Consider the following 22366-nt stretch of genomic DNA (forward strand, 5'->3'; position numbering starts at 1 on the left):
CGCATGACCGCCACCCCTGCCGACCTGACCGACCCCGCTCTCGCGGAGGCGATCGACCGCACCCGGGCCGACGTCGCCCGCCTGCACGCGGAACTCGTGCGCTACGGCCTCGTGATCTGGACCGGCGGCAACATCTCGGGCCGCGTCCCGGGCGCCGACCTGTTCGTCATCAAGCCGTCGGGGGTGTCGTACGACGACCTGACGCCCGAGAACATGATCCTCTGCGACCTCGACGGCATCGCCGTCCCCGGGGCTCCCGGCAGCGAGCGCAGCCCGTCGAGCGACACCGCCGCGCACGCCTACGTCTACCGCCACATGCCCGACGTGGGCGGCGTCGTGCACACGCACTCGACCTACGCGGTCGCCTGGGCCGCACGCGGCGAGGAGATCCCCTGCGTCATCACGGGCATGGCCGACGAATTCGGCGGGCCCATCCCGATCGGCCCGTTCGCCGTCATCGGCGACGACTCCATCGGCCGCGGCATCGTCGAGACCCTCCGCGGTCACCGCTCCCGCGCCGTGCTCATGCAGAACCACGGGCCGTTCACGATCGGCGTCAGCGCGAAGGACGCCGTCAAGGCGGCCGTCATGTGCGAGGACGCTGCGCGCACCGTGCACATCGCCCGCGAGGCCGGACCGCTCATCCCGATCCCGCAGGACCGGATCGACGCGCTGTTCAACCGCTACCAGAACGTCTACGGACAGAACACGGACGACCGTCGATGAGCGTCGACGCCGCGACCGTCATCGCGGAAGGACGTGCGGTGCTCGGCATCGAGCTCGGCTCGACGCGCATCAAGGCGTGCCTCATCGGACCGGATGCCGCGGTGCTGGCCACCGGATCGCACGAGTGGGAGAACCGCTTCGTGGACCGCCGCTGGACGTACGGACTCGACGAGGTGTGGAGCGGCCTGCAGGCCGCCTACGCCGACCTCGTCTCCGACGCGTCCGACCGGCACGGCGCCGCCCTCACCGCGGTCGCAGCTTTCGGCGTCTCGGCGATGATGCACGGCTACCTCGCGTTCGACGCCGACGGCGAGCTGCTCGTCCCGTTCCGCACCTGGCGCAACACCAGCACGGGCCCGGCGGCTGAGGCGCTCACGGCCTCGTTCGGCGTGAACATCCCCCTGCGCTGGTCGATCGCGCACCTCTACCAGGCCGTGCTCGACGGCGAGGAGCACGTGCCGGCGATCGCCTCGGTCACCACGCTGGCCGGGTACGTGCATGAGAAGCTCACCGGGCGCCGCGTCCTCGGCGTCGGCGACGCCTCGGGGATGTTCCCCATCGACCCCGCCACCCGCGACTACGACGCCGACCTCCTCGGCCGTTTCGACGCGCTGGCCGCCGGCACGGCGCTCCCGGGTCCGGTCCGCGGCCTCCTGCCCGACGTCCTCGTTGCCGGCCAGAGCGCCGGCGAGCTCACCGACGCGGGTGCGCGCCTGCTCGACCCCTCCGGAGTGCTGCGACCGGGCGCCGTCGCAGCTCCTCCCGAGGGCGACGCCGGCACCGGCATGGTCGCGACGCGCGCCGTCGCTCCGCGCACCGGCAACGTGTCGGCCGGCACGAGCATCTTCGCGATGGTCGTGCTCGAGCGTCCGCTTGCGGGCCTCCACCACGAGCTCGACGTCGTCACGACTCCGGTCGGCGACCCGGTCGCCATGGTGCACTGCAACAACGGCGCCAGCGAGCTCGCCGCCTGGGTGGGACTCTTCCGTCGATTCGCGGATGCCGCGGGCCGGCCCGTCGACGCCGACACAGCTTTCGACGTCCTCCTGCGCGAGGCGCTCGAGGGCGACGCGGATGCGGGCGGCCTGCTCGCCTACAACCACCTCGCGGGGGAGCCGATCGCCGGGCTCAGCGAGGGACGCCCGTTGCTCGTGCGGTCGCCGGACAGCCCGTTCACCCTCGCGAACGTCATCCGCGCGCAGCTCTACGGCGTCTACGGCACGCTCGCGCTCGGGATGCGCGTGCTGGCCGAGGAGGATGTCGCCCTGGACCGCATGTATGCGCACGGCGGCATGTTCCGCACGGCGGGCGTCGCGCAGCGCTTCCTCGCGGCCGCCCTCGACGCTCCTGTCGCTGTTGCCGGCACGGCCTCCGAGGGCGGAGCGTGGGGAATGGCCGTGCTCGCGGCCTTCGCCGCGCACCGGGCAGCCGCGCACCGGGCAGCCGCGCGCACGGGCGCCTCGTCGACGACGGAGGCCGCGGCGTCCGGAGCCGATCTCGACGCCTACCTGCTCGAGTCCGTGTTCGCCTCCACCGTTTTCGACACCGCCGACCCCGAGCCCGCGGACGTCGCGGGCTTCGCCGCCTGGCTCGACCGCTACCGGGCGGGGCTCGCGGTCGAGTCCGCCGCCGTCGACGCCCTCTGACCCGCCTCACCCCCTGGAGATCCGCATGACCCGCACGCCCCTGTCCACGTCCCTCGACGGCTACGAGGTCTGGTTCGTCACCGGCAGCCAGAACCTGTACGGCGAGGAGACCCTCCGCCAGGTGGCCGAGCAGTCCCAGGCGGTCGCCGACGGCCTCGGCGGCCTGCCGGTGAAGGTCGTCTGGAAGCCGGTGCTGAAGGACTCCGACAGCATCCGCCGGATGGCGCTCGAGATCAACAGCCGCGACGACGTCATCGGCGTGATCGCCTGGATGCACACGTTCAGCCCGGCCAAGATGTGGATTTCGGGTCTGGACGCGCTCCAGAAGCCGCTTCTCCACCTGCACACGCAGGCGAACGTCGAGCTGCCGTGGGCCGACATCGACTTCGACTTCATGAACCTCAACCAGGCTGCGCACGGCGACCGCGAGTTCGGCTACATCCAGACGCGCCTCGGGGTCGCGCGCAAGACCGTGGTCGGCCACGTGTCGAACCCGGTCGTGCGTCAGCAGGTCGAGGACTGGCAGCGTGCGGCGGCCGGCTGGACCGCCTCGCGCACCCTGAAGCTCGCCCGCTTCGGCGACAACATGCGCTACGTCGCCGTCACCGAGGGCGACAAGACCGAGGCCGAGCTCCGCTTCGGCGTGCAGGTCAACACGTGGGGCGTGAACGAGCTCGCGGAGGCGGTGGCCGCGGCATCCGAGTCCGACATCGACGCGCTGATCGCGGTCTACCTCGACGAGTACGACGTGGCCGCCGAGCTGCTCCCCGGCGCCGAGCGTCACCAGTCGCTCCGCGACGGCGCCGCGATCGAGATCGGGCTGCGGTCGTTCCTCGAGGAGGGCGGCTTCGGCGCGTTCACCACGAGCTTCGAGGATCTCGGCGCGCTCACCCAGCTGCCGGGCCTGGCCGTGCAGCGACTGATGGCGGACGGGTACGGCTTCGGCGCGGAGGGCGACTGGAAGACGGCCATCCTCGTCCGCGTCGCCAATGTCATGGGCGCGGGGCTCCCCGGCGGCGCAAGCCTGATGGAGGACTACACCTACGATCTCGTGCCCGGCTCCGAGCGGATCCTCGGCGCGCACATGCTCGAGGTGTCGCCGACGCTCTCGAGCTCGAAGGCGCGCCTCGAGGTGCACCCGCTCGGCATCGGCGGCAAGGCCGACCCGGTGCGCCTGGTCTTCACCGCCGACCCCGGCCCGGCGCTGGTCGTCGCGATGAGCGACATGCGGGACCGCTTCCGCCTCGTCGCGAACGTCGTCGAGAACGTCGAGGCGCCCGACCTTCCGAAGCTCCCCGTGGGCCGCGCGATCTGGAAGCCGCAGCCCGACTTCGCGACCAGCGCCGCCTGCTGGCTCACCGCCGGGGCCGCGCACCACACGGTGATGACGACCGCCGTCGGCATCGAGGTGTTCCGCGACTTCGCCGAGATCTCGCGCACGGAGCTCGTCGTCATCGACGAGGACACCACCGTCCGGGGCTTCCAGCAGGAGCTGCGCTGGAACCAGGCGTACTACCGTCTCGCACAGGGCCTCTGAGCCCGAAGTCCGAACGTCACCGCGGTGACGAGACACCGAGGAGCTCCACGATGGCCCGCACCCCTCTTTCCGGCATCCAGCACTCGCTTCGCGCGGGCGACTATGAGGCGGTCGTCGCGAGCGTCGGTGCCTCGCTGCGGTCGCTGACCTTCGCCGGTCGCGATCTCGTCGTGCCCTTCGGGGCCGACGAGGTGCGCCCGGGCTTCCGCGGGGCGACGCTCGCGCCCTGGCCGAACCGCGTCGTGGACGGGCTGTACGCGGTCGAGGGTGTCCAGCGTCAGCTGGCGCTGACCGAACCCGACCGCGGTCACGCCCTCCACGGGCTCGCCGCCTGGCTCGAGTTCGACGCCGTCGACAAGAGCCCGAGCCACGTGACGCTGGCCGCGGTCATCGAGCCGCAGACCTCGTACCCCTGGCGCCTGGTCGTCGAGACGACCTACGCGCTGACCGCCGAGGGACTCACGCAGTCGGTGCGCGCGCGCAACGACACCGACGAGCCGGCGCCCTGGGGCACCGGCCCGCACCCCTACCTCGTCGCCGGGGAGGGATCGGTGGACGACTGGATGCTGCGGCTTCCGGCATCGCGCGTGCTCGAGGTGACCCCCGACCGCCTGGCTCCCACGGAGCTCGTCGGCGTGGATGCGGATGCCGCGCGCTTCGACTTCCGCAAGGAGCGGCGGATCGGCGCCGTGGAGATCGACCACGCCTATGCCGGTCTCTCGCGCGCGGACGGCATCGCCACCGTGACCCTCGTCGCGGACGACGGCCGCGGCGTGGCGATGAGCTGGGGCGCGGCCTGCCCCTGGGTGCAGATCCACACGGCGGATCTGCCGTCCGGACCGGGCACTCCCGGTCACCGGGCCGGTCTGGCCGTCGAGCCGATGACCTGCGCGCCCGACGCCTACAATGCCGACAGCTACGACTTCGACGCAGGGCTGATCACCATCGCGCCGGGGAAGTGGTCACCCACGGCCGAGTGGATCATCCACGCGATCGACTGATCACGCGGGTACGGGTCGCCGACTGTCGAGTCAGTGGCCTTCGTGCGTGATGACCGGCAGAGTGCCGTCGTCGCGCAGCAGGTAGCCGTCCTGCGTGGCGCCGAGCGCCGGGGTGACCAGGGCTGAGAGCACGGCAGCGGCCAGCAGCATCCCGATGACTCCGCGGGCGCTTCCTGCATCACGGGGACGGATGCCGCGGCGCACGGCCGCGGCGCAGAAGCCGCCGACGACGATCAGTAGCACGGTGCCGATGGCGACGGCGAAGACGCTCGCGCGAGCAGGCGCGAGCACGAGCAGGGCGAAGAGCGCCAGGACGCCGGCGAGCACGCCGGCCAGAGCGGCGCGAGGGGCGACCAGGCGGGAGAGTGCGAGGCCGGCGCAGCCCCAGCCGAATGCTGTCGCGCCGAGCAGGGCGACGACGACGCCGACGATGCGGGCCGCGGCGCTGGAGTCGGTGGAGACGATGGCGCCGGCGCCGAGGGCGAGCTGAACGAGCCCCGCGCCCCAGGCCGCAGCCGACGGCCAGGAACCCGTGAAGCGCACAGGCCGTACGGCCGCCCCGACCTCGGTCGGGGCGGCCGTACGGATGTGGTGCTGCAGGATCATGAGGGTGATCAGACCGTGGCGGTGCGAACGTCCTTGTCGGCCGAGAGGCCGACGCCGAGGAGCACGACCGCGCTGGCGAGGTGCAGGAAGTGGTCGGGCACGTTCAGCGCGAGGATGTTGAGCGCGTTGTCGGGCGAGCCGATGAAGAAGCCCACGATGCCCAGGAGCAAGTAGACGGCTCCGATGGTGATGTTGACGCCCTTCGCCGCACGGGCGTTGGACAGACCCGCGATCAGCAGCGCGGCACCGATGAGGAGGTGGGCGATGTTGTGGAGCGGGTTGACCTCGAAGATGCCGAGCAGCAGCCCGCCCTTCGATGCGATGAAGCCGACACCGCCGGTGACGGCGAAGCCGAGCAGACCGACGAGCACGTAGACCGCGCCGAAGATGACTGCCACGAGACGATTGGGTGACTGACGCATGAGCGACCTCCTTGTTCGAGCGGCTGCGCCGCGTTCTTCTGTTAGTTCGTGCAGCAGCCGAAATCGGATGTGTATCCGATCCCGCGCCGGGGGCACTGTGCTGCAAGGTCTCACGCTAGGGCCCGCTTTCCGCGCCTGACCCGGGGGTTGCCCCGTCGCCGCTCGCACTGGTATCCCGCGCTGGCGGAGGCTGCAGCATCCGTGTCACACTCACCGCATGCGCTTCGAGACGACCATGCTGCAGATGGGCAACAACACCGGGATCGAGGTGCCGCCCGAGGTGCTGGAGGCCCTCGGCGGCGGCAAGCGGCCGGCGGTCGATGTCACGGTGAACGGCTTCGCGTACAAGAGCACGGTGGGGGCGATGGGCGGGAAGTCGCTGATCCCGTTCAGCTCCGACAAGCGGGCGGCGAGCGGCATCTCCGGCGGCGACGCGATCGTCGTCGACGTAGAGCTCGACACGGCACCGCGCACCGTCGACGTCCCCGACGATCTCGCGGCGGCGCTTGCGACCGCTGGGCAGCGGGAGGCGTTCGACGCCCTCTCGCCGAGCCAGCGCAAGGCGCACGTCACGGGCGTCGAGGGTGCGAAGGCCGCGGACACCCGCGCTCGCCGGATCGAGTCGATCGTCGCCAAGCTGGGAGCCTGACGCCTGCCTCTCGCCTGGGCCGTTCGCGCTCTCGCGCGATCGTGACGAACGGGGGCGCGCGATACCCTTGAGCAGGGGAGAGGAGCACCGGTGGGCAAGACCTCGGAGGCTGTGGAGGAGGGCGTGTCCATCGCCTCATCCGCCGCGCGTCTGGCCGTGCGCAACCACATCCTGGTGCAGACCATCTCCCGCGGTGAGCCGTTCGTCGTCGAGGACATCGCCGCCTACGCGCGGGAGATGCTCGAGAACCTCGCGCAGGAGCAGGACACGGCCGCAGCCCTCGCCAAGCGTCAGCGCAAGAAGGCGTGGGGGCGCTTCTCCGATCCCGACGGCACGCACGACTACCGCGATCGCGACACGCGGAACCTGCGGAAGCGGCAGCGGCAGTACGCGCGCGTCGCCGCACGGCTGCGAGAGGTGGCCGCGGATGACAGCGCCGTGCGCGAGCTCGTCGAAGAGGCCCGGGATGCTGCCTGGGGAGACGTCGAGGCGAACCTCAACCGCCGCCTGCGGGTCGAGGGGATGACGGCGGATTCGTACCCCGACTACGCGCAGCTGCGCTCGGCTCGGATGCAGGCGCTCCGCCTCGTCGACCTGCCGCGCCTGGCCGCGCACCAGCGCCACACCGGCGCATCCGATGCGGACGTGGAGGCCGGGACGCCCGATGCCGAGGCCGCGCAGCGGTGAACGTCGGCCGCCGATTCGCGACCGCGGCGGAGCTGGGGTAAGCTGAACAACGGCCCGCGCGCCGTTTCGCGCGTGGGTTTGCGCCCGTAGCTCAATGGATAGAGCATCTGACTACGGATCAGAAGGTTGGGAGTTCGAGTCTCTTCGGGCGCACACTGTGTTGAGACAGTGACCGACAGAAGCCCCGGGAAACCGGGGCTTCTGTCATTTCCGGAGACAGGGCACTGGCGGCGATTCTGAGCGGCGCCGTCGGGACCGTCGCCGGCAACAGGTTCGCCCACTTCGTGAACGGTGAACTCGGGGCGCCGACACAGCCGGACTCGCCTTCTCGACGCAACCGCCTCCTGAGATGCCTATCGCACGTCTCAGCAGCCGAGGCGACTAGGGACGAGCCGACAGTATGCGGTGAGCATAGAGTGCGCTGCTGCGGCATCGAAGGTCTCGTCAACACTCGAAGCGGCCCGGATAAGATCGTCGGCCGTTGTGAGGACCACGATCTGTCGTGTGCGGTTCCGACCTATCCGCTCGGCCTCAGACGCGAGCTCGCGGCAGCTCTTCGCCGTGTCGGACGCTTTGTAGGCGGCCTCGATGACCTGGTCGATGGTGACCTGGTCGAGTGACGCCGTTTCCACAAACGCCACCGCGCCCTGCGCGCACTTCCAGGCCGCGTTCCACTTCGGCGTCACCTGGGCCGTGATCAGATCGACGAATTCGATCAGTGGTTCGCCGATTGAGCTGAACGCGATCCACTGGCGTGTGAGCGCGGGGTCGATGCTCACCGTCGGAATCGTCCGGTCCACTGCGACTGTTTCGCCCGGAAGTATGAATGCCGGAGCGAGCAGACCCGCGGCGCGGTAAGCCTGGAGCGTCTGAGTGCGCATCGCCGTCATCAGCGTCGTCGAGCCACGCGGAGTCGCACCACCGCTCACAACCCAGACCGCCTTCGAGTTGTTGGTGATCTGACTGAACCTGGTCGCCACACACCAGCTGAGATCGCCCACGTACGCGATTGAGCCAGCATCACTGGCGATTAGCGATGCTCGGTACGACAGCTCTGGGGGGCCGGAGCGATAGAGCACGGTTGGGCAGACCTCTGTTGCCGCCGCCTCCGCCGCGGGTGAAAGCAGCACTCCGCCGAGCAGGACTGTGCAGGCAACTGCGATCGTTGCAAGCGTCCGGACGCGCATGGGACCACCCACCCCTCGGTCGAGCCCCAGCGCTCGGCCTCCGTCAGCAAATTACACGCGTGATGCCACCCTGTCAGCTGAAAGGCACGTGCTCCCGCATCGGGTCCGCGCTGCCGATTTGGTTCGCATCGAAAACAAGGCGCCGAACTGGCTGGTCCACGAGCACCGATGAGGGGGAACGAAGCCGCTAGCTCGGAGACGCATGCACCGAACCGCTGAGTGCACCGCGCGACGCGCGACAGGCCGTGCGGCGACCGGGTGCCACGGGAACGCTCGTCTCTCGGATAGATTCTCTGGAGCGGATGCGGCCGGCAACGGCCCTCCCCGAGCCCTCACTCAGCCCGGGGAACTCCGCACCCAACGGCCCAGATCCCGCCGGTCACGCAGGCGACTCCAGGGGGATCTGGCATGGACGATCCGGTATCCGCCGCCTCGCGCCGGCGATCGTCGCGGGAGCGCAACCTCAGCGCAGCGCTGGTCTCCCTTGCTGACACCCTCACGTCCGATTACAGCCTCATCGATCTGCTCGAGACGCTCGTCGGGAAGAGCATCGAGCTCCTCTGCACGGACGAGGGCGGACTCCTGATCGCGGACCCCTCCACGGCGCAGCTCCGCTCGGTCGTGTCCACTGACGCGAGCGCGCGTCGTCTCGAAGCCCAGCAGCTCGACACCCGCCGCGGCCCTTCCATCACGAGCTTCGAGATGGGTGAGCCGATGTCGGTCGACGACATCGGAACGGACGCGGAGCGGTGGCCCGACTTCCGAGACAGCGCCCGCGCGGAGGGCTTCCGCTCCCTCCACTCCTCCCCCCTCCGTCTGCGGGGCACCGTGATCGGGGTGATGAATCTCTTCGGGCGAACGCCGCGGACCCTCGACGAGCAGGACGTCGCCGCGGGGCAGGCGCTGACCGACGTGGCCACGATCAGCATCCTGCAGCAGCGAACGCTGGAGGACAGTGTCCGACTGACACAGCAGCTGCAGCACGCCCTCGACAGTCGCGTCGTGATCGAGCAGGCCAAGGGCGTCATCGCCCACTCGGAGAAGGTCAGTCTCGACGAGGCATTCATCATCCTCCGCACGCACGCTCGGAACAGCCGACGGCCGCTCAGCGAGATCGCCGCGGAGGTCATGCACCGCACGCTGAATCTGCGGTCCGAGGGCTGACGTAGGCGGGCGGCGGCTGCTGTCAGGAGTCGAAACCGACCCCGAAGAGACCGGCGAGCTTGAGCAGCGGGCCGTCCTTGCCACCGTTCGCGTCGGAAGCCGCGACCGCGTGACGCATCGTCTGGATGAGCGGGTAGGCGAACGGCTCCGGCGGGATGGGGACGGGCAGTCGCCGCGCCATCTTCAGGCGGGTGCGCGGGGTGTCGGCGCCGACGAGCAGGTCGAGCATGGTTTCCGCACCGAAGCGCGTGGCGGCGACGCCGAGACCGGTGTAACCGGCGCTGTAGGCGACCTTCCCGCCCTTCGCCACGCCGTGGAAGGCGACCAGCTGCGTCGACATGTCGATGGCACCGCCCCAGGTGTGGGTGAAGCGGATGCCGGTGAGCTGCGGGAACGTGAGGAGGAAGTGGTCCGCGAGGCGTCGGAACGTCTCGGGCCGCTGGTCCTGCGAGCGGCGGACCCGGCCTCCCCGGTGATAGACGGCGTCGTAGCCGCCGAACAGGATCCGGTCGTCGGCGGTCTTGCGGTAGTAGTGGAATTCGCGCGAGGAGTCGGTGATGCCGTGGCGGCCGGTCCAGCCGATGCTCTCCAGCTGCTCGGCGGTGAGCGGCTCGGTCATGAGCACGTAGTCGTAGACGGGCACGGTGAACAGGCGGCGCGAGGGCAGGAGCGACGGGAACACGTTCGTCGCGAGGGCGACGCGCGCCGCGCGCACCTCGCCGTGCGGGGTGGAGACGACCACGCCGTCGGCTGTCGTCGTCAGGCCGCTCGCGGGCGTGTGCTCGTGGATCTCCACGCCCAGCCCCTCCGCGGCCGCGGCCAGACCCCACGCCAGTTTGGCCGGGTGGACGTACGCGGCTCCGGACGCGGCGAAGACCCCCGCGCGGAACAGCGGAGATGAGGCCTTCGTCGCCAGCGCGGCACCGGTGAGGTACTCGGCATGCCCGTGGCCGGAGTCGTCCGCGGCCGCCTCTTCCAGCCAGCTGATCTGGTGCGGCTCGGTGGCGACGGTGAGGATACCGGTCTCCTCCCATTCCGCGTCGATGCCGTAGCGGGTGAGCGTCGCGGCGAGCGCCTCGAAGTTCTCGGTCTCGAGCTTCGTGATCTCGGGGATCTCGTCGGCGAAGTGCAGCTCACCGTTCTCGGGGCCGTGGGTGAGGCTCGGCTCGACGAACCCGCCGTTGCGACCGCTCGCGGACCAGGCGATGCGCTGCCCCTCCAGGAGGATGACCCGGCGCTGAGGGTCGCGCTCCTTGGCGATCAGGGCGGTCCACAGCCCGCAGTAGCCGCCGCCGATCACGACCAGATCGGTCTCGCGATCGCCACGGAGGGTCGGTCGCGGCTCGGGCCGAGAGGGGTCGTCGAGCCAGAACGGCCGGGGGGCGGCATCCGACAGCGCGGCATCCACGATCGCCCGCGGAGTGCGCAGGTCGTGTCCGTAGGCGGTGGGGACGGTCATGCTCGCTCCTCGGGATCGACGGGGTACGGCTCACGGTACGCGTTCATGACGACGCATCGCCCGGGGAGCCGAGGATGTAGACCTTGCGGAGGCGGTCGGGCACGACCCAGCGCGTCGTCATGCCCGCCGTCAGCCGGCACACGACGCCGGGGGAGAGCGCGATCTGCTGCTCCCCGCCGTCCGCCTCGAGAGAGACCGTTCCGTGGCCGTCGATCACCACGAACACCTCGTCCACCTCGATGTCGCGCGCCGTCCCGGCTGTCAGCTCCCAGATGCCGATCTCCGCACCGGCCGCCGTGGCAAGGTCGCGGGCGCCGGTGCGCGGACCGCCTTCGACGACCTGCTCTTCGGGGACGTTTTCGTAGGCGAGGTCGGCCGTGAGCGCGTCGATCGACGCGAAGGGCTCCAGTCCGCTCATGCGAGTGAGCCCGGAACGCAGCAGGCAGCGGCGAGAGTCATCCGCCCAGTCTCACGACTCGATCGTCTCGGCGCCACATTCGCACGACGTGGGATCCGCCCCGTTCGTCCTGCCGCGCAGGTGTCAACCCCTGCGGCGGATCGGCCGATCGTCGCCCATCGTGGGCGTTCGCCGTCGCCACGTGCGGCGGACGATCGGAGGCACCATCATGAGCACGCAGCGGACATCCCAGCGATCGCCGCATGCGCGCTGGCCCGTCCTGCTCTGGGAGGGCGGCGGCACGTGGGAGCTCTGCGACCCCGCGCCGGGCCCGGGGGGCTCCCGCCGGCCGCTCGGCCGTGTCGACGCGACCGTCGAGGGCGGCTACGCGCTGTCCCTCGCCGGCAGGTCGGACTCGACGACGTACGCAACGCTCGCCGCCGCCGTGGACGCGGTCGGTGCCGTGCTCGTCGGCGGTGTCCGCGACCGGATGCCGGGAAGCACCTTCCCGCCGATGTGAGCGTTACGGGCGGGTCGGGCCTTTGCCCTTGCCGCCACCGTTGCCGTTCCCGTTCCCGTTCCCGTTGCCGTTGCCCGGGCCCTTGTCGGCATTGTCCGCGGAGGCTGACGGTTCGGGGGCGGGGGCCGGAGCAGACGTCTCGGGTGCCGGCTGATCCACCACGGGTGCCGGGGATTCGACGGTTCCGCCGCCGACCGGTTCGACCGGTGTCGACCCGACCGGCGTCGACTGGACGGGCGTCGACTCGACCGGCGTCGACTCGACGGGGGTCGACTCGACCGGGGTCGACTGCTCCGCACCCGACTCGTCGGTCACCGGCTGGTCGACGGCGGTCTCCTCGGTCGGGGCACCGTCATCGGTGACGGGCCCGGAGTCGGACGTGTCCGTGCTCACGACGGTGTCGGGCGTCGGGGTCGTGGCACTGCCCGGCGCGAGCGTGGCCATCACCATCCAGAGGATCAGCAGGAGGGCGACGATGACACCGCCGACGAGGGCGATCAGGCCGGCACGCTGCCGCGAGGTCGCGCTGGTCTCCGGCTCGACGTCCGTTTCCGATGCGCCTCCGGTGAGCAGTTCGTCGAGCTCGCTGCCTGCCGCGGGTGAGGCGACGGCGCCGTGCGCGGCGACGGTCGGCGCGACGGGGGAGGGGAGGGCGACCGTCGCCTCGTCGGCGGCAGCCGCCAGCACGCGGGTCGGAGCCGCCGTCTCGCGCGCCTCGCGCCGCACCGATCCGCGGCGGTCGCCGAGCGGACCGAGCTGCGCCGCCCGCTCCTCGACCTCGCCGGCAGTCGGCCGCTGGGCGGGGTCGCGAGCGGTCATCTCCGTGAGGAGACTCCTCCAGCGCTCGCCGAGATCGGCGGGCATCTCGGGGTCGCGATCCAAACGCGCGAGCAGGGTCGCCGGGGCGGAGACGGTGCCGAAGGGGTGGAGGCGGCTGAGCGCCTCGAGGGTGAGCAGTCCCAGCGCGTAGACATCGGACGCCGTCGTCGGCTCCCCGCCGTGCACCTGTTCGGGGGCGAGGTAGGCGGCTGTGCCGATGACGGTGCCGGGCGTGGTCAGGCGGGCCGCGTCGACCAGATGGGCGACCCCGAAGTCGGCCAGCACCGCCCGGTACGGCGGGCGGCCGCCGGGCTCCGAGCGCAGGAGCACGTTCGAGGGCTTCACGTCGCGGTGCACGACGCCGGCGCGGTGCACCGCCGCCAGACCGCCCGCGAGATCCTGCAGCAGGCGCGCCACATCGGACGGATCGATCGGACCGGCCTCGATGGCGTGGCGAAGCGTGGGTCCGTCGATGAGCTCCATGACCAGGTAGGCCTGGTCAGCGGCTGTCACCTGCGCGTCGAAGAGCGTGACCAGGCACGGGTGGTTGAGTGAGGCCAGCACCCTCGCCTCGGATGCCCGGCGCGCAGCATCCGCTTCGCCGCCTTCTCCCTGGAAGAACAGCTTGACGGCGACGTCGCGGCCGAGCAGCTCGTCGCGGGCGCGATAGACGCGCCCCATGCCGCCCGCGCCGATCCGCTCGACCAGACGGTAGCGTCCGGCGAGGAGTTCTCCCGTGTGCGGGAGTGGCGCGGCCAGCAGGTCGGACATACGGCTCAGACGAGCGGGTCGCCGTTGTCGGTGGTGCGTCGAGTGGTGACGCTCTGCCCGTTCGCGGGGTCGACCGCCGTGTGCGACGTCGACACCGTCGATCGGCGTCTCAGCACGAAGATGAGGCTGAGCAGGAACACCACGGCGCCGGCCGCCATCAGGATGTAGCCGATGAGGTGGATGTCGACGTAGCCGCCCAGGTCGACGTTCACCGCGAACGCCAGGATGGCGCCGATCACGATGAGCGCGATGCCGCTTCCGATGCCCATGGGTACTCCTTCAGCCGTACGAGAGCGGCGGCCCGATACGGGCCCACGCGGGGGCGCGCGAGACCGCCCCGTACGTCGAGCGTAGGCAGGCGGGCGGCTGCGGCCCCGGGCATGGCGGCCGACGGGACCGCGGTGTATTGTCTTGTGCCCCAATCCGCCGGAATCGCCCGCGTCGTCGCGCTCGGGATGAATTCGTGACGAAACTGCCCGTCGCGCCCTCTTATCTCCGAGACGAAAGGGCGGGACTGATCCCGGTGAGTGAAACGATGACAGAAGAGGGGGCGCTCGCGGATGTATCCGACGAGGTGCTCGTGCAGCGTGCGGTCGACGGCGACACGGAGGCGTTCGCCGCGCTGATCCGCCGTCATGGGCCGGTGGTGCGTGCCCTCCTCGGGCGACTGGCCGGGTCGACGGCCGACGGCGACGAGCTGACGCAGGAGGCGTTCTTCACAGCCTGGCGCGAGCTGCCGAGCAGGCCTGCCGACGCCGACCTGCGCGGGTGGCTGCTGCGCATCGCCATCCGTCTGGCTCTCGCACGCCTACGCGAGGGTCGCGTTGTCGAGGTCGCGGAGGTGGACGCCGAGTGCGAGGATGCCGCGGCATCCGCTCCTGAAGAGACGACCGAGCCCGACACCCGTCACGTGCGCACCCGGGCACTGTCGGGCGCGCTCGACGCGCTTCCCGACGACGAGAGGCACTGCTGGCTGCTCAGGGAGATGGGCGGGCTCGAGATCGATGAAATCGCGGAGCTGCTCGGCCTGACGAACACCGACGTCCGGGCGCGCCTCGCCGGCGCCCGGGCGACGATCTACACGCGAATGGAGGAGTGGCGATGACGGCCTCTGACCCTCGCATGCTGGCATGCGGGAAGACGATCGACGAGCTGAGCAACTACCTCGCCGGCGACCGAGAACCGTACGATCCGGCCATCGAGAACTGCCCGGAGTGCCTGAACGCGCTGAGCGGTCTGGAAGACCTGTCGGCCTGGTCTCGCGAGCTGCTCGAGGAGGACGGCCGGCGGCTGGGCGCTCCGGACGAATCATGGATCCGGGGCATCCTCGACAGCATCGTGCTCGAGGTGAGAGCGGGCCGGGACCTGCCCGTGGCGCACCCCGATCCGCGTCTCACGGTCGTGATCGCCGAAGGCGCTGTGCGAGCGCTCGTGCGCTCCGTCGGCGGATCCATCCCGGGAGTGGTGATCGCCGGCTGCAGCCTCGACGGCGACGTCGAGACGCCGGGCGCGCCGCTGCGCGTCGTGCTGACCATGAGTCTCGACTGGCAGGTGCCCGCCGCCGACGTGATCACCGCCGTGCGTGACGCGGTCGCCGAGGCCCTCGCGGAGCACACCGAGCTGCGCGTCGACGACATCGACATCTCGGTCGTCGATGTGCATCGATCGACAAGAACGGGGGAGGGATCGTGAACGGTGTTCCTGAAGAGTCCGAGCTGACGGATGCTGCGCGGGAGGTCCGCGGACTGACCGACGTCTACCCGGCGCCGGCGGCGCTGGCCGAACCGCCCGAGACGGTGGCGGCGGTGCTCGCGCGCGACCTCGACGCGCTGTCGAAGGTGTACGTGCAGGAGGAGGCTGACGGCGTGGAGGCGCTGGCGCACGTGGGTGTGGACCGGTCCCGCCCGGCGCCGGAGACGGCGAAAGCGGCCGCCGAGGCGATCGCCGCGCGATTCGACGCCGACGCGCCGGTGCACGTGACGGTGCGCGTCACGCGCATCAGCTGACGTCGGTGGCGGGGATGCCTTACGTCATCCGGGCCGCGGGCGCCAGGCCGGAAGAATGTCGCACGTCGTGCGTACAGTGAACGGGTGCCGGAGGGAGACAGTGTCTATCTGCTGGCCGCGCGGCTGCGGGCGGTGGGCGACGGCCACCGGGTCGTCGACGGCGAACTGCGCTCCGGTCCGTCGGCCGGAACCCCGCTTTCGGGTCGGACCATCCTCGAGATGGTGACGTTCGGCAAGAACCTGCTCATGCGCTTCGATGATGGGATCACCCTCCACACGCACCTGCGGATGCAGGGCAGCTGGTCGATCACCGGTACGGGCAAGACGCTGTCGCGGGCGATGCACGAGAGGGTGAGGGTGCGGATGCGGCTCGACGACGGACGCACGATGTGGGGTCTCGACCTCCCCGTCGTGGAGACGGTGCCGACGTCGCACGAGGATCAGGTCGTCGGACACCTCGGCCCCGATCCGCTGCGCGACGACTGGGACGCGCCCGAGGCCGTGCGGCGTCTGCGGCGGGAGCCGGCGCGTCCGCTCGTGTCGGCGCTGCTCGATCAGCGCAACATGGCGGGCCTCGGCAACCTGTGGGTGAACGAGCTCGCCTTCCTGCGGGGTGTGTCCCCGTTTCAGCCTGTCGGCGACGTCGAGCTGGAGCCGCTCGTCGCGCTTGCTGCACGCTCGCTGCGGATCTCCGCAACCGTTCCCGGCATGTACCAGGTGACCACCGGTCGCTCGCAGAAGGGCGAGTCGCACTGGGTCACCGGGCGCGCGCATCGCCCGTGCCTGCGGTGCCGCACCACGATCCTCGTGCGCGCGGAGCAGCCGAACGACCCCGACCACCGCCGCACGTGGTGGTGCCCCTCCTGCCAGCCGACGCGGGCGAGCACGGCCGCGCCACCCGGTGCCGCCGCGCCGATCGCGAACGGCCCCGCAGTGCAGCCCGGTATCGGCCCTGCCGCGACACCCGGCGTCGGCGACCTCCCACCCCACACGCCAGACCCTGACACCCGGGCCCCCGCGCCCACACGGAGAGAACGATGATGGACACGATGGATGCCGCGCTCCGCGGCGCGCTCGACGGCGTCGTCTGGGCGCAGGTCGAGCCCGGCTTTCACGTCGGCAGCCGGGACGGCGACTTCCTGGGCTACATCGACCGCCGTGACGACGGCCGGTACCTCGCCTCGGACATGACGGCGCGCGTCGTCGGACGCTTCCCCGACCTGGCATCGGCGATCCGGGCGCTCTCGGAGCGGCATCCCGATACCGACGTGTCCGGCGAAGGGGCAGTGACCTCGTGAGCGCCGACGACGGGCAGCTGCTGTCGGTGACGTATTCGAGCGCGGCGACGGCGGATTTCGACGACGCCGACCTCGCCGCGCTCCTCGCGCAGAGCCGGGAGTCGAACGAGCGCCTCGGGCTCACCGGCATGCTGCTGTACCGCTCAGGTCGGTTCATCCAGATCCTCGAGGGGCCGAGGCAGGCGGTGCGCGACCTCGTCGCGCGCATCGGCCGGGATTCGCGTCACGCCGACATGCGGATCCTGCTGGAGGAGCGCGTACCCGCTCGCTGGTTCTCGGACTGGACGATGGGCTACGAGCCCATCGCCGCGAGCGGGGAGCCGGCGCCCGCCGGTTTCCGCGACACGTTCGACGACCTCGAGGGCGACACCGACGAGCGGGCGACCCTGCGCGCGGTGCGCGAACTCAGCATCTGGTTCCGCGCGCGGGCCGGCGGGTCTCAGGCCCCGACCGGCTGATCCCGGCTCGCCGGGAGGGTGGCCGACTCCGTCGCGACCGCTCGATGCCGACCCGCGGGCGGCGCGTGACGCCGCCGGCTCCGTAGCGACGGCTCAGCGCGGCATGACCTGCAGCCACGCGAACCCGTGCGCGGGAAGGGTCAGACCGGCCGCGAAGTCGACCGGCTCGGCCGTGAGGAGGTCGGTCGCCGCGCTGTCGAAACCCGAGAGGGTGAGCGCGTCGATGTCGGCCGCGTCGTCTCCGACGTTCGCCAGCACGAGCACGAGCGATCCCACCCCGGGCCGCTGGTAGCCCAGCACGGTCGGGTGGCCGGCGTCGAAGCCGATGAGCCGGTTGCCGCCGAGGGCCGGCGTCGCCTTGCGCGTCGCGATCAGCCGGGTGAGGCGGGAGTGGACGCGCCCCGCCGGCGTCGACTCGTCGTGGCGAGCGGCGTAGGCCTCCGCGGGGCGCTCGCCGCGGTGCACCCACCGCGAGTCGTGGGCGTGATGCGGGTCGTCGAGGTATCCGTAGTCGTTGAGCTGACCGACCTCGTCTCCGAGGTACAGCAGTGGGATGCCGCCGGTGCTCATGGCGATGGCGTGCGCCAGCACGACGCGGTCTTCGCCGCCGGCGTCGCCCGCCTCCACTCCGGCCAGTGAGGCGGTGGTGCCCGCGACCCGGGCGTCCCCGGTCTTCGGGTTCTCCTGGAAGGTCGCGCCGCGCGAGAAGCTGCCCTCGACGCGGTTCACGTAGAAGTCGTTGAGGAAGCGACGGTGCGGATATCCCTCGATGCCGAGCTCCGCGGCATCCTCGTCGGCGAAGGTCCATCCGATGTCGTCATGACTGCGCACGTAGTTCACCCATGCCGTGCCGGCCGGCAGCGCGTGCCGGCGCTCGAGCGCCTGCTGCAGCAGGCGCCGATCGCGGGTGGCGAGCGCCTCCCACGTCAGCGCCATCTGCAGCGGGTTGTACGACAGCTCGCACTCGTCGCGGGAGATGTAGCTGACCACCTCGTCGGGATGCACGATCGCCTCCGACTTGAACAGCATCGACGGCGCCGCGAGATCGAGCACCGCGTTGAAGGCCTGCAGCAGCAGGTGCGCCTCCGGCAGCGACTCGCACGTCGTGCCCAGGCGCTTCCAGATGAACGCGACCGCGTCCATGCGGAGGATCTCGACACCCTGATTCGCGAGGAAGATCATCTCGCCCGCCATCGCCCGGAAGACGGCGGGGTTCGCATAGTTCAGGTCCCACTGGAAGTGGTAGAACGTCGCCCAGATCCAGCGGCCGTCGTCCAGCTGCACGAAGGAGCCGGGGTGGTCGTCGGGGAAGATCTCGCGCACCGTCTGCTCGTAGGCGTCGGGCATCGTGCGGTCGGGGAAGATCAGGTAGAAGTCCGCGAAGTCGGGATCGCCCGCGACCGCCTTCCGGGCCCACTCGTGCTCGCTGCTCGTGTGGTTGAAGATGAAGTCGAGCACGAGCGAGATGCCCGCGAGGCGGAGGTCGGCGGCCAGCGCCGCCAGCTCCTCCATCGACCCGAGCGCCGGGCTCACGCGCCGGTAGCTCGACACCGCGTAGCCGCCGTCGTTGTCGCCCTCCGGGGCGTCGAAGAGCGGCATGAGGTGCAGGTAGGTCAGGCCCAGCTCCTGGAAGTAGGGGATCTGCGCACGCACGCCGTCGAGGTTCCCCGCGAAGCGGTCGACGTAGCAGACGCCCCCGAGCATGCCCTCCGACTGGAACCAGTCCGGGTCTGCCGCGCGCTGCGCATCGCGCGCCTTCAACTCGAGCGACCGGCTGCGCCAGGATGCCGCGGCCTCCTGCACGACCGCTGCGAGCTGCTCCGCAGCATCCGCTCGATCGCCGTAGAGCTCCTGGAAGATGCCGTGCAGCCGGGGGAACTGCGCGTCGAGCCGGGCGTCGAATGACGCGTCGGTGACGGTGGCCGTGCGGATCAGCTGCAGGTCGGTGGCGGCGTCGCTCAGCGCGGTCATCCCGCCAGCCTAGAGGGGACGCCCACCCGCCCGAGGACCCCGCGGCGACTAGCCTGGAGGTGTGAGCGCCTACGTCTCGGCGTTCGAGCTGTTCTCCATCGGAGTAGGACCCTCGAGCTCCCACACGGTCGGTCCCATGCGGGCCGCAGTCGACTTCGCCATGCGCTTGCGGGAGTCCGGACTCCTCGATCGGGTCGGGCGCATCACCTGCACGCTGTACGGGTCGCTGGGTGCGACGGGCATCGGCCACGGCACGCCCGACGCCGTCGTCGCGGGCCTCCGCGGACTCCAGCCCGAGACGGTCGATCCCGACGAGGTGCGGGCGGCATGGATGACCTGGCCGCGCGGCGGCGAGCTGCTCGTCGACGGCACGCACCGTGTGCCGTTCGCGAAGTCGGACGTGACGTTCGCCGCCCGGGTGCGTCTTCCTGCGCACCCCAACGCCATGACGATCGAGGCATGGTCCGAGCCGCACCAGGGACCGCCGCGGTCGGAGGCGGGCGACGTGCGGGCGACCGGTACGGCGCCGGCCCTCACCGCGCCCGTGAGCGACGAGGGCCTGCTGCTGCGAGAGACGTACTACTCGGTGGGCGGCGGATTCATCCGCCGCGACGGCGAGTCGCCGCGCGTGCAGGCGCACGCCTATCCGCTCGACTTCTCCAGCGCGGAGGAGCTCATCGCCCTCTGCGACGAGCGCGGCATCACGATCGCCGAGGCCGCGCGGATGAACGAGGAGGCGCTGCGCTCCGACGAGGAGATCGCCGCCGGACTCGACGCCGTCTGGGACGCCATGGCCGGCAGCGTCGAGGCGGGCCTCGAGACGGGTGGGGTGCTGCCTGGGATGCTGCAGGTGCGCCGCCGCGCATCCGTCATCCGCGAACAGCTCGAGGCCGCCGAGTCGGGCGGCCACCGCGAGCTGCCGGGGGAGTGGCTGGGCGCCTTCGCGCTCGCCGTCAACGAGGAGAACGCCGCCGGCGGTCGCGTCGTGACGGCGCCCACGAACGGTGCCGCCGGGATCGTCCCCGCCGTGGCGATGTACTGGTGGCGGTTCCTGGCGGATTCCGGTCTGGGCGCGGGCAATGCCGTCACCCCGCACGGAGAGCTCGTCGGCAGCGCGCTGCTCGGCTACTCGGGCACCGCGCAGGTCGAAGCAGCCGGACGCGGTGACCAGGTCGGACGCGACGAGCGGGACGGACGCGACGAGCGGGACGAGGAGCAGATCGCCGAGGCGAACCGTCGCCGCGGCATCCGTCGCTTCCTCCTCACGGCGACCGCGCTCGGGTCGCTCTTCAAGGCGAACGCCTCCATCTCCGGTGCCGAGGGCGGCTGTCAGGCCGAGGTCGGCTCCGCGTGCGCGATGGCGGCCGGCGGACTGACCGCGGTCATGGGCGGCACGACGCGGCAGATCGAGAACGCCGCCGAAATCGCGATGGAGCACCACCTCGGCCTCACGTGCGACCCGGTCGGCGGGCTCGTGCAGATCCCGTGCATCGAGCGCAACGCCATCGCCGCCTCGACCGCCGTCACCGCCGCCCGCCTCGCCCTGCGCGGCGACGGGTCGCACTACGTCTCGCTCGACATGGTGGTCGAGACCATGCGTCAGACGGGCATCGACATGTCGACCAAGTACAAGGAGACCAGCGAGGGCGGCCTCGCGGTCAACGTCATCGAGTGCTGACGCGGGGACTTTGCTTCGCGCGTCGGCGGGTCGGAGCGCTTCACCTGACGCCCGTCGTGCAAATCGCGGCTGGCTGCTTGCACTTCGCGTCAGGTGAAGCCGTTCGCTGTTCCCGTTGAGCGCGGGTTGGGCTGTTCACTTGACGCCTGTCGCGGCAATCGCGGCTGGGTGCTCGCACTTTGCGTCAGATGAAGTCGTTCGCCCGTCCCGCCGCGCGCGGGCTCGACTGTTCAGTTGACGCCTGTCTGGGCCGTTCAGTTGACGCCTGTCGCGGGAACCGCCGCCGAATACCCACGTCACTCGTCAGGTGAAGCCGCCGCCCACCCCCGGCGCGTGAGCGCGGCACGGATGCGCGCGACCGCGGCGCCCGACCGGAGGTGCTCGGAGGTGACCCGCACCACGATCCAGCCCAGGCTCTCGCAGGCGGCGTATTTCTCGATGTCGCGGTTCCACTGACGGATGTCGACGCGGTGCTGGTCGCCCTCGTACTCGACCATCACGCGCCTCAGCCGGTACGCGAGGTCGGCGATCCCGATCAGTTCCCCCGACTCGCCGAGGATCTCCACGTCGAGCTCGGGCTCGGGCAGCCCCGCGCGGACGACCGCGAGGCGCGCCCGGGTCTCGCCGGGCGACGAGCTCCCGAGCCGGATGAGCTCAAGCGCTGCGCGCAACGCGGCGGCTCCGGCTCGCCGACCGACCGTCGCCGCCGCGCGGAGGTTCTCGATCCGGGCGAGCGCATGTTGTGGTTCGCCCGCATGCCCGCTCCGCAGTCTCGGGACGCGGATGATCGCGTCGCCCACGATCACAAGGTCGTCCAGAGAGAGGGATGCTCCGACCAGCCCTCCGAGCTGCGCCCAGGTGGTGGCGGGGTCGCAGACGATCAGCCCCGACACCGAGCGGGTTCCGATGAGGGCGGGGTCGAGCTGGCGGCCCCGGACGCCGGTTGCGCGAGAAGCCCGACGAGGCGCGATCGCGCTGACGTCGAGAAGCGTCGGTACGGGCACGGGAAGTCCAAGGATGAGGGCGGCCGTCTGGTGGGAGAAGACCGTGTCGGGAGGCATCGCGGTCGCATAGGCCTCAGCCAGTGCGACGTGCTCGGCCGCCGCCCGTTCTCGAGGGTGCGGGGTGGGCGTCTGCTCGCGATCTCGTAGGTCGTTCGGCGCGCGTCCGCGTTCTTGCTGCAGGATGCCCATGTGCTCGAGCCGGCGGACGTCATGCCGGTGGTGCTCGCGCCGGGCCGGTTCGCTCCGCCCCTGGTCCGCGGCGCGCACGCGAACGCCGCGGAAGGGGGCATCCAGATCTTTCGCGCGGACGCGCCCAGCTGATACTCCGGCCCGCCGAGCCTGCGCCACCGAGAATGCATC

At 71.1% G+C, this 22366-nt stretch carries 24 protein-coding genes and 1 tRNA gene; 16 read left to right on the forward strand and 9 right to left on the reverse strand.

Translation table 11 applies throughout. The features are described from left to right. Positions 1-3 precede the first annotated feature (3 nt). The 4 genes from ABC304_RS06885 to ABC304_RS06900 are packed head-to-tail and all read left to right on the forward strand — an operon-like array spanning position 4 to position 4910. Entirely contained in the window at positions 4-726 is a 723-nt protein-coding gene (locus ABC304_RS06885; RefSeq protein WP_412929749.1) for an L-ribulose-5-phosphate 4-epimerase, read from the forward strand. Beyond that, positions 723-2372 carry a xylulokinase gene (locus ABC304_RS06890; RefSeq protein WP_412929751.1) on the forward strand — a complete coding sequence of 550 codons (1650 nt, stop codon included), beginning with the start codon at positions 723-725 and terminating at the stop codon, positions 2370-2372. The genes ABC304_RS06885 and ABC304_RS06890 overlap by 4 nt, the downstream gene beginning before the upstream one ends. 25 nt (positions 2373-2397) lie before the next feature. Then, entirely contained in the window at positions 2398-3909 is a 1512-nt protein-coding gene (gene araA / locus ABC304_RS06895; RefSeq protein WP_412929752.1) for an L-arabinose isomerase, read from the forward strand. Positions 3910-3959: 50 nt separating this feature from the next. Then, on the forward strand, positions 3960-4910 hold the full coding sequence (locus tag ABC304_RS06900; protein ID WP_412929753.1) for an aldose 1-epimerase family protein: 951 nt from the start codon (positions 3960-3962) through the stop codon (positions 4908-4910). Positions 4911-4940: 30 nt separating this feature from the next. Here the strand turns inward: ABC304_RS06900 and ABC304_RS06905 are convergent, their stop codons facing one another. Then, positions 4941-5516, reverse strand: a complete 576-nt coding sequence (locus ABC304_RS06905) for a hypothetical protein (RefSeq protein ID WP_412929755.1) — start codon at positions 5514-5516, stop codon at positions 4941-4943. 8 nt (positions 5517-5524) lie between these two features. Next, positions 5525-5938 (reverse strand): DUF4383 domain-containing protein, encoded by a 414-nt coding sequence (locus ABC304_RS06910; RefSeq protein ID WP_412929756.1) that lies wholly within the window; start codon positions 5936-5938, stop codon positions 5525-5527. Between the two features lie 217 nt (positions 5939-6155). Here ABC304_RS06910 and ABC304_RS06915 point away from each other — a divergent pair, with 217 nt between their 5' ends. The 3 genes from ABC304_RS06915 (at position 6156) to ABC304_RS06925 (ending at position 7427) form a co-directional block, all read left to right on the forward strand. Continuing rightward, complete coding sequence (locus ABC304_RS06915; RefSeq protein ID WP_412929757.1) at positions 6156-6587, forward strand: YdeI/OmpD-associated family protein; 432 nt, start codon at positions 6156-6158, stop codon at positions 6585-6587. Positions 6588-6677: 90 nt separating this feature from the next. Then, a complete protein-coding gene (locus ABC304_RS06920; protein WP_412929759.1) occupies positions 6678-7274 on the forward strand; it encodes an asparagine synthase in 597 nt (198 codons plus the stop codon). A gap of 80 nt (positions 7275-7354) precedes the next feature. Next, positions 7355-7427: transfer RNA gene (locus tag ABC304_RS06925), tRNA-Arg, on the forward strand. A gap of 212 nt (positions 7428-7639) precedes the next feature. Here ABC304_RS06925 and ABC304_RS06930 read toward each other — a convergent pair. Continuing rightward, positions 7640-8461: a hypothetical protein gene (locus ABC304_RS06930; RefSeq protein ID WP_412929760.1), complete on the reverse strand. Its 822-nt coding sequence runs from the start codon at positions 8459-8461 to the stop codon at positions 7640-7642. Positions 8462-8869: 408 nt separating this feature from the next. Between ABC304_RS06930 and ABC304_RS06935 the strand changes: the two genes are divergently transcribed. Further along, complete coding sequence (locus ABC304_RS06935) at positions 8870-9625, forward strand: ANTAR domain-containing protein (protein WP_412929762.1); 756 nt, start codon at positions 8870-8872, stop codon at positions 9623-9625. A 22-nt stretch (positions 9626-9647) separates the two neighbouring features. On the opposite strand, the gene ABC304_RS06940 is transcribed toward ABC304_RS06935, so the two are convergent. Beyond that, positions 9648-11084 carry an NAD(P)/FAD-dependent oxidoreductase gene (locus ABC304_RS06940; protein WP_412929763.1) on the reverse strand — a complete coding sequence of 479 codons (1437 nt, stop codon included), beginning with the start codon at positions 11082-11084 and terminating at the stop codon, positions 9648-9650. Positions 11085-11127: 43 nt separating this feature from the next. Next, the gene (locus ABC304_RS06945) at positions 11128-11502 is read right to left on the reverse strand and encodes a cupin domain-containing protein (RefSeq protein ID WP_412929764.1); all 375 of its coding nucleotides are present in this window, start codon (positions 11500-11502) and stop codon (positions 11128-11130) included. A gap of 208 nt (positions 11503-11710) precedes the next feature. Here ABC304_RS06945 and ABC304_RS06950 point away from each other — a divergent pair, with 208 nt between their 5' ends. Beyond that, entirely contained in the window at positions 11711-12001 is a 291-nt protein-coding gene (locus tag ABC304_RS06950) for a hypothetical protein (RefSeq protein ID WP_412929766.1), read from the forward strand. Positions 12002-12004: 3 nt separating this feature from the next. On the opposite strand, the gene ABC304_RS06955 is transcribed toward ABC304_RS06950, so the two are convergent. Both ABC304_RS06955 and ABC304_RS06960 read right to left on the reverse strand, forming a co-directional pair. Beyond that, the gene (locus tag ABC304_RS06955) at positions 12005-13591 is read right to left on the reverse strand and encodes a serine/threonine-protein kinase (RefSeq protein ID WP_412929768.1); all 1587 of its coding nucleotides are present in this window, start codon (positions 13589-13591) and stop codon (positions 12005-12007) included. Positions 13592-13596: 5 nt separating this feature from the next. Further along, the gene (locus ABC304_RS06960) at positions 13597-13860 is read right to left on the reverse strand and encodes a DUF6458 family protein (protein WP_412929769.1); all 264 of its coding nucleotides are present in this window, start codon (positions 13858-13860) and stop codon (positions 13597-13599) included. Between the two features lie 266 nt (positions 13861-14126). Between ABC304_RS06960 and ABC304_RS06965 the strand changes: the two genes are divergently transcribed. From ABC304_RS06965 to ABC304_RS06990, 6 genes are all read left to right on the forward strand, one after another. After that, entirely contained in the window at positions 14127-14696 is a 570-nt protein-coding gene (locus ABC304_RS06965) for an RNA polymerase sigma factor (RefSeq protein WP_412929770.1), read from the forward strand. Next, the gene (locus ABC304_RS06970) at positions 14693-15283 is read left to right on the forward strand and encodes an Asp23/Gls24 family envelope stress response protein (protein ID WP_412929771.1); all 591 of its coding nucleotides are present in this window, start codon (positions 14693-14695) and stop codon (positions 15281-15283) included. Before ABC304_RS06965 ends, ABC304_RS06970 begins: the two co-directional genes overlap by 4 nt. Next, positions 15280-15597 (forward strand): hypothetical protein, encoded by a 318-nt coding sequence (locus ABC304_RS06975; RefSeq protein WP_412929772.1) that lies wholly within the window; start codon positions 15280-15282, stop codon positions 15595-15597. Before ABC304_RS06970 ends, ABC304_RS06975 begins: the two co-directional genes overlap by 4 nt. An 84-nt stretch (positions 15598-15681) precedes the next feature. Next, positions 15682-16638, forward strand: a complete 957-nt coding sequence (locus tag ABC304_RS06980) for a DNA-formamidopyrimidine glycosylase family protein (protein WP_412929773.1) — start codon at positions 15682-15684, stop codon at positions 16636-16638. Then, positions 16635-16895 (forward strand): hypothetical protein, encoded by a 261-nt coding sequence (locus ABC304_RS06985; RefSeq protein WP_412929774.1) that lies wholly within the window; start codon positions 16635-16637, stop codon positions 16893-16895. Before ABC304_RS06980 ends, ABC304_RS06985 begins: the two co-directional genes overlap by 4 nt. Further along, complete coding sequence (locus ABC304_RS06990) at positions 16892-17353, forward strand: BLUF domain-containing protein (RefSeq protein ID WP_412929775.1); 462 nt, start codon at positions 16892-16894, stop codon at positions 17351-17353. The genes ABC304_RS06985 and ABC304_RS06990 overlap by 4 nt, the downstream gene beginning before the upstream one ends. A gap of 93 nt (positions 17354-17446) precedes the next feature. Here the strand turns inward: ABC304_RS06990 and ABC304_RS06995 are convergent, their stop codons facing one another. Further along, on the reverse strand, positions 17447-19324 hold the full coding sequence (locus ABC304_RS06995; protein ID WP_412929776.1) for an amylosucrase: 1878 nt from the start codon (positions 19322-19324) through the stop codon (positions 17447-17449). A gap of 61 nt (positions 19325-19385) precedes the next feature. Between ABC304_RS06995 and ABC304_RS07000 the strand changes: the two genes are divergently transcribed. Then, positions 19386-21002, forward strand: coding sequence for an L-serine ammonia-lyase, iron-sulfur-dependent, subunit alpha (locus ABC304_RS07000; protein WP_412929777.1), 1617 nt, complete (start codon positions 19386-19388; stop codon positions 21000-21002). A gap of 296 nt (positions 21003-21298) precedes the next feature. Here ABC304_RS07000 and ABC304_RS07005 read toward each other — a convergent pair whose 3' ends face one another. Beyond that, complete coding sequence (locus tag ABC304_RS07005; protein WP_412929779.1) at positions 21299-22273, reverse strand: hypothetical protein; 975 nt, start codon at positions 22271-22273, stop codon at positions 21299-21301. Between the last annotated feature and the right edge of the window lie 93 nt (positions 22274-22366).

The sequence above is a fragment of the Microbacterium jepli genome, assembly GCF_047237905.1.
Classification (GTDB): domain Bacteria; phylum Actinomycetota; class Actinomycetes; order Actinomycetales; family Microbacteriaceae; genus Microbacterium.

What these genes read in the sequence shown, in the direction of transcription:
- ABC304_RS06885 (WP_412929749.1), top strand. Translation starts at nt 4, where the DNA reads ATGACCGCCACCCCTGCCGACCTGACCGACCCCGCTCTCGCGGAGGCG.
- ABC304_RS06890 (WP_412929751.1), top strand. Translation starts at nt 723, where the DNA reads ATGAGCGTCGACGCCGCGACCGTCATCGCGGAAGGACGTGCGGTGCTC.
- araA (WP_412929752.1), top strand. Translation starts at nt 2,398, where the DNA reads ATGACCCGCACGCCCCTGTCCACGTCCCTCGACGGCTACGAGGTCTGG.
- ABC304_RS06900 (WP_412929753.1), top strand. Translation starts at nt 3,960, where the DNA reads ATGGCCCGCACCCCTCTTTCCGGCATCCAGCACTCGCTTCGCGCGGGC.
- ABC304_RS06905 (WP_412929755.1), bottom strand. Translation starts at nt 5,516, where the DNA reads ATGATCCTGCAGCACCACATCCGTACGGCCGCCCCGACCGAGGTCGGG.
- ABC304_RS06910 (WP_412929756.1), bottom strand. Translation starts at nt 5,938, where the DNA reads ATGCGTCAGTCACCCAATCGTCTCGTGGCAGTCATCTTCGGCGCGGTC.
- ABC304_RS06915 (WP_412929757.1), top strand. Translation starts at nt 6,156, where the DNA reads ATGCGCTTCGAGACGACCATGCTGCAGATGGGCAACAACACCGGGATC.
- ABC304_RS06930 (WP_412929760.1), bottom strand. Translation starts at nt 8,461, where the DNA reads ATGCGCGTCCGGACGCTTGCAACGATCGCAGTTGCCTGCACAGTCCTG.
- ABC304_RS06935 (WP_412929762.1), top strand. Translation starts at nt 8,870, where the DNA reads ATGGACGATCCGGTATCCGCCGCCTCGCGCCGGCGATCGTCGCGGGAG.
- ABC304_RS06940 (WP_412929763.1), bottom strand. Translation starts at nt 11,084, where the DNA reads ATGACCGTCCCCACCGCCTACGGACACGACCTGCGCACTCCGCGGGCG.
- ABC304_RS06945 (WP_412929764.1), bottom strand. Translation starts at nt 11,502, where the DNA reads ATGAGCGGACTGGAGCCCTTCGCGTCGATCGACGCGCTCACGGCCGAC.
- ABC304_RS06950 (WP_412929766.1), top strand. Translation starts at nt 11,711, where the DNA reads ATGAGCACGCAGCGGACATCCCAGCGATCGCCGCATGCGCGCTGGCCC.
- ABC304_RS06955 (WP_412929768.1), bottom strand. Translation starts at nt 13,591, where the DNA reads ATGTCCGACCTGCTGGCCGCGCCACTCCCGCACACGGGAGAACTCCTC.
- ABC304_RS06960 (WP_412929769.1), bottom strand. Translation starts at nt 13,860, where the DNA reads ATGGGCATCGGAAGCGGCATCGCGCTCATCGTGATCGGCGCCATCCTG.
- ABC304_RS06965 (WP_412929770.1), top strand. Translation starts at nt 14,127, where the DNA reads ATGACAGAAGAGGGGGCGCTCGCGGATGTATCCGACGAGGTGCTCGTG.
- ABC304_RS06970 (WP_412929771.1), top strand. Translation starts at nt 14,693, where the DNA reads ATGACGGCCTCTGACCCTCGCATGCTGGCATGCGGGAAGACGATCGAC.
- ABC304_RS06985 (WP_412929774.1), top strand. Translation starts at nt 16,635, where the DNA reads ATGATGGACACGATGGATGCCGCGCTCCGCGGCGCGCTCGACGGCGTC.
- ABC304_RS06995 (WP_412929776.1), bottom strand. Translation starts at nt 19,324, where the DNA reads ATGACCGCGCTGAGCGACGCCGCCACCGACCTGCAGCTGATCCGCACG.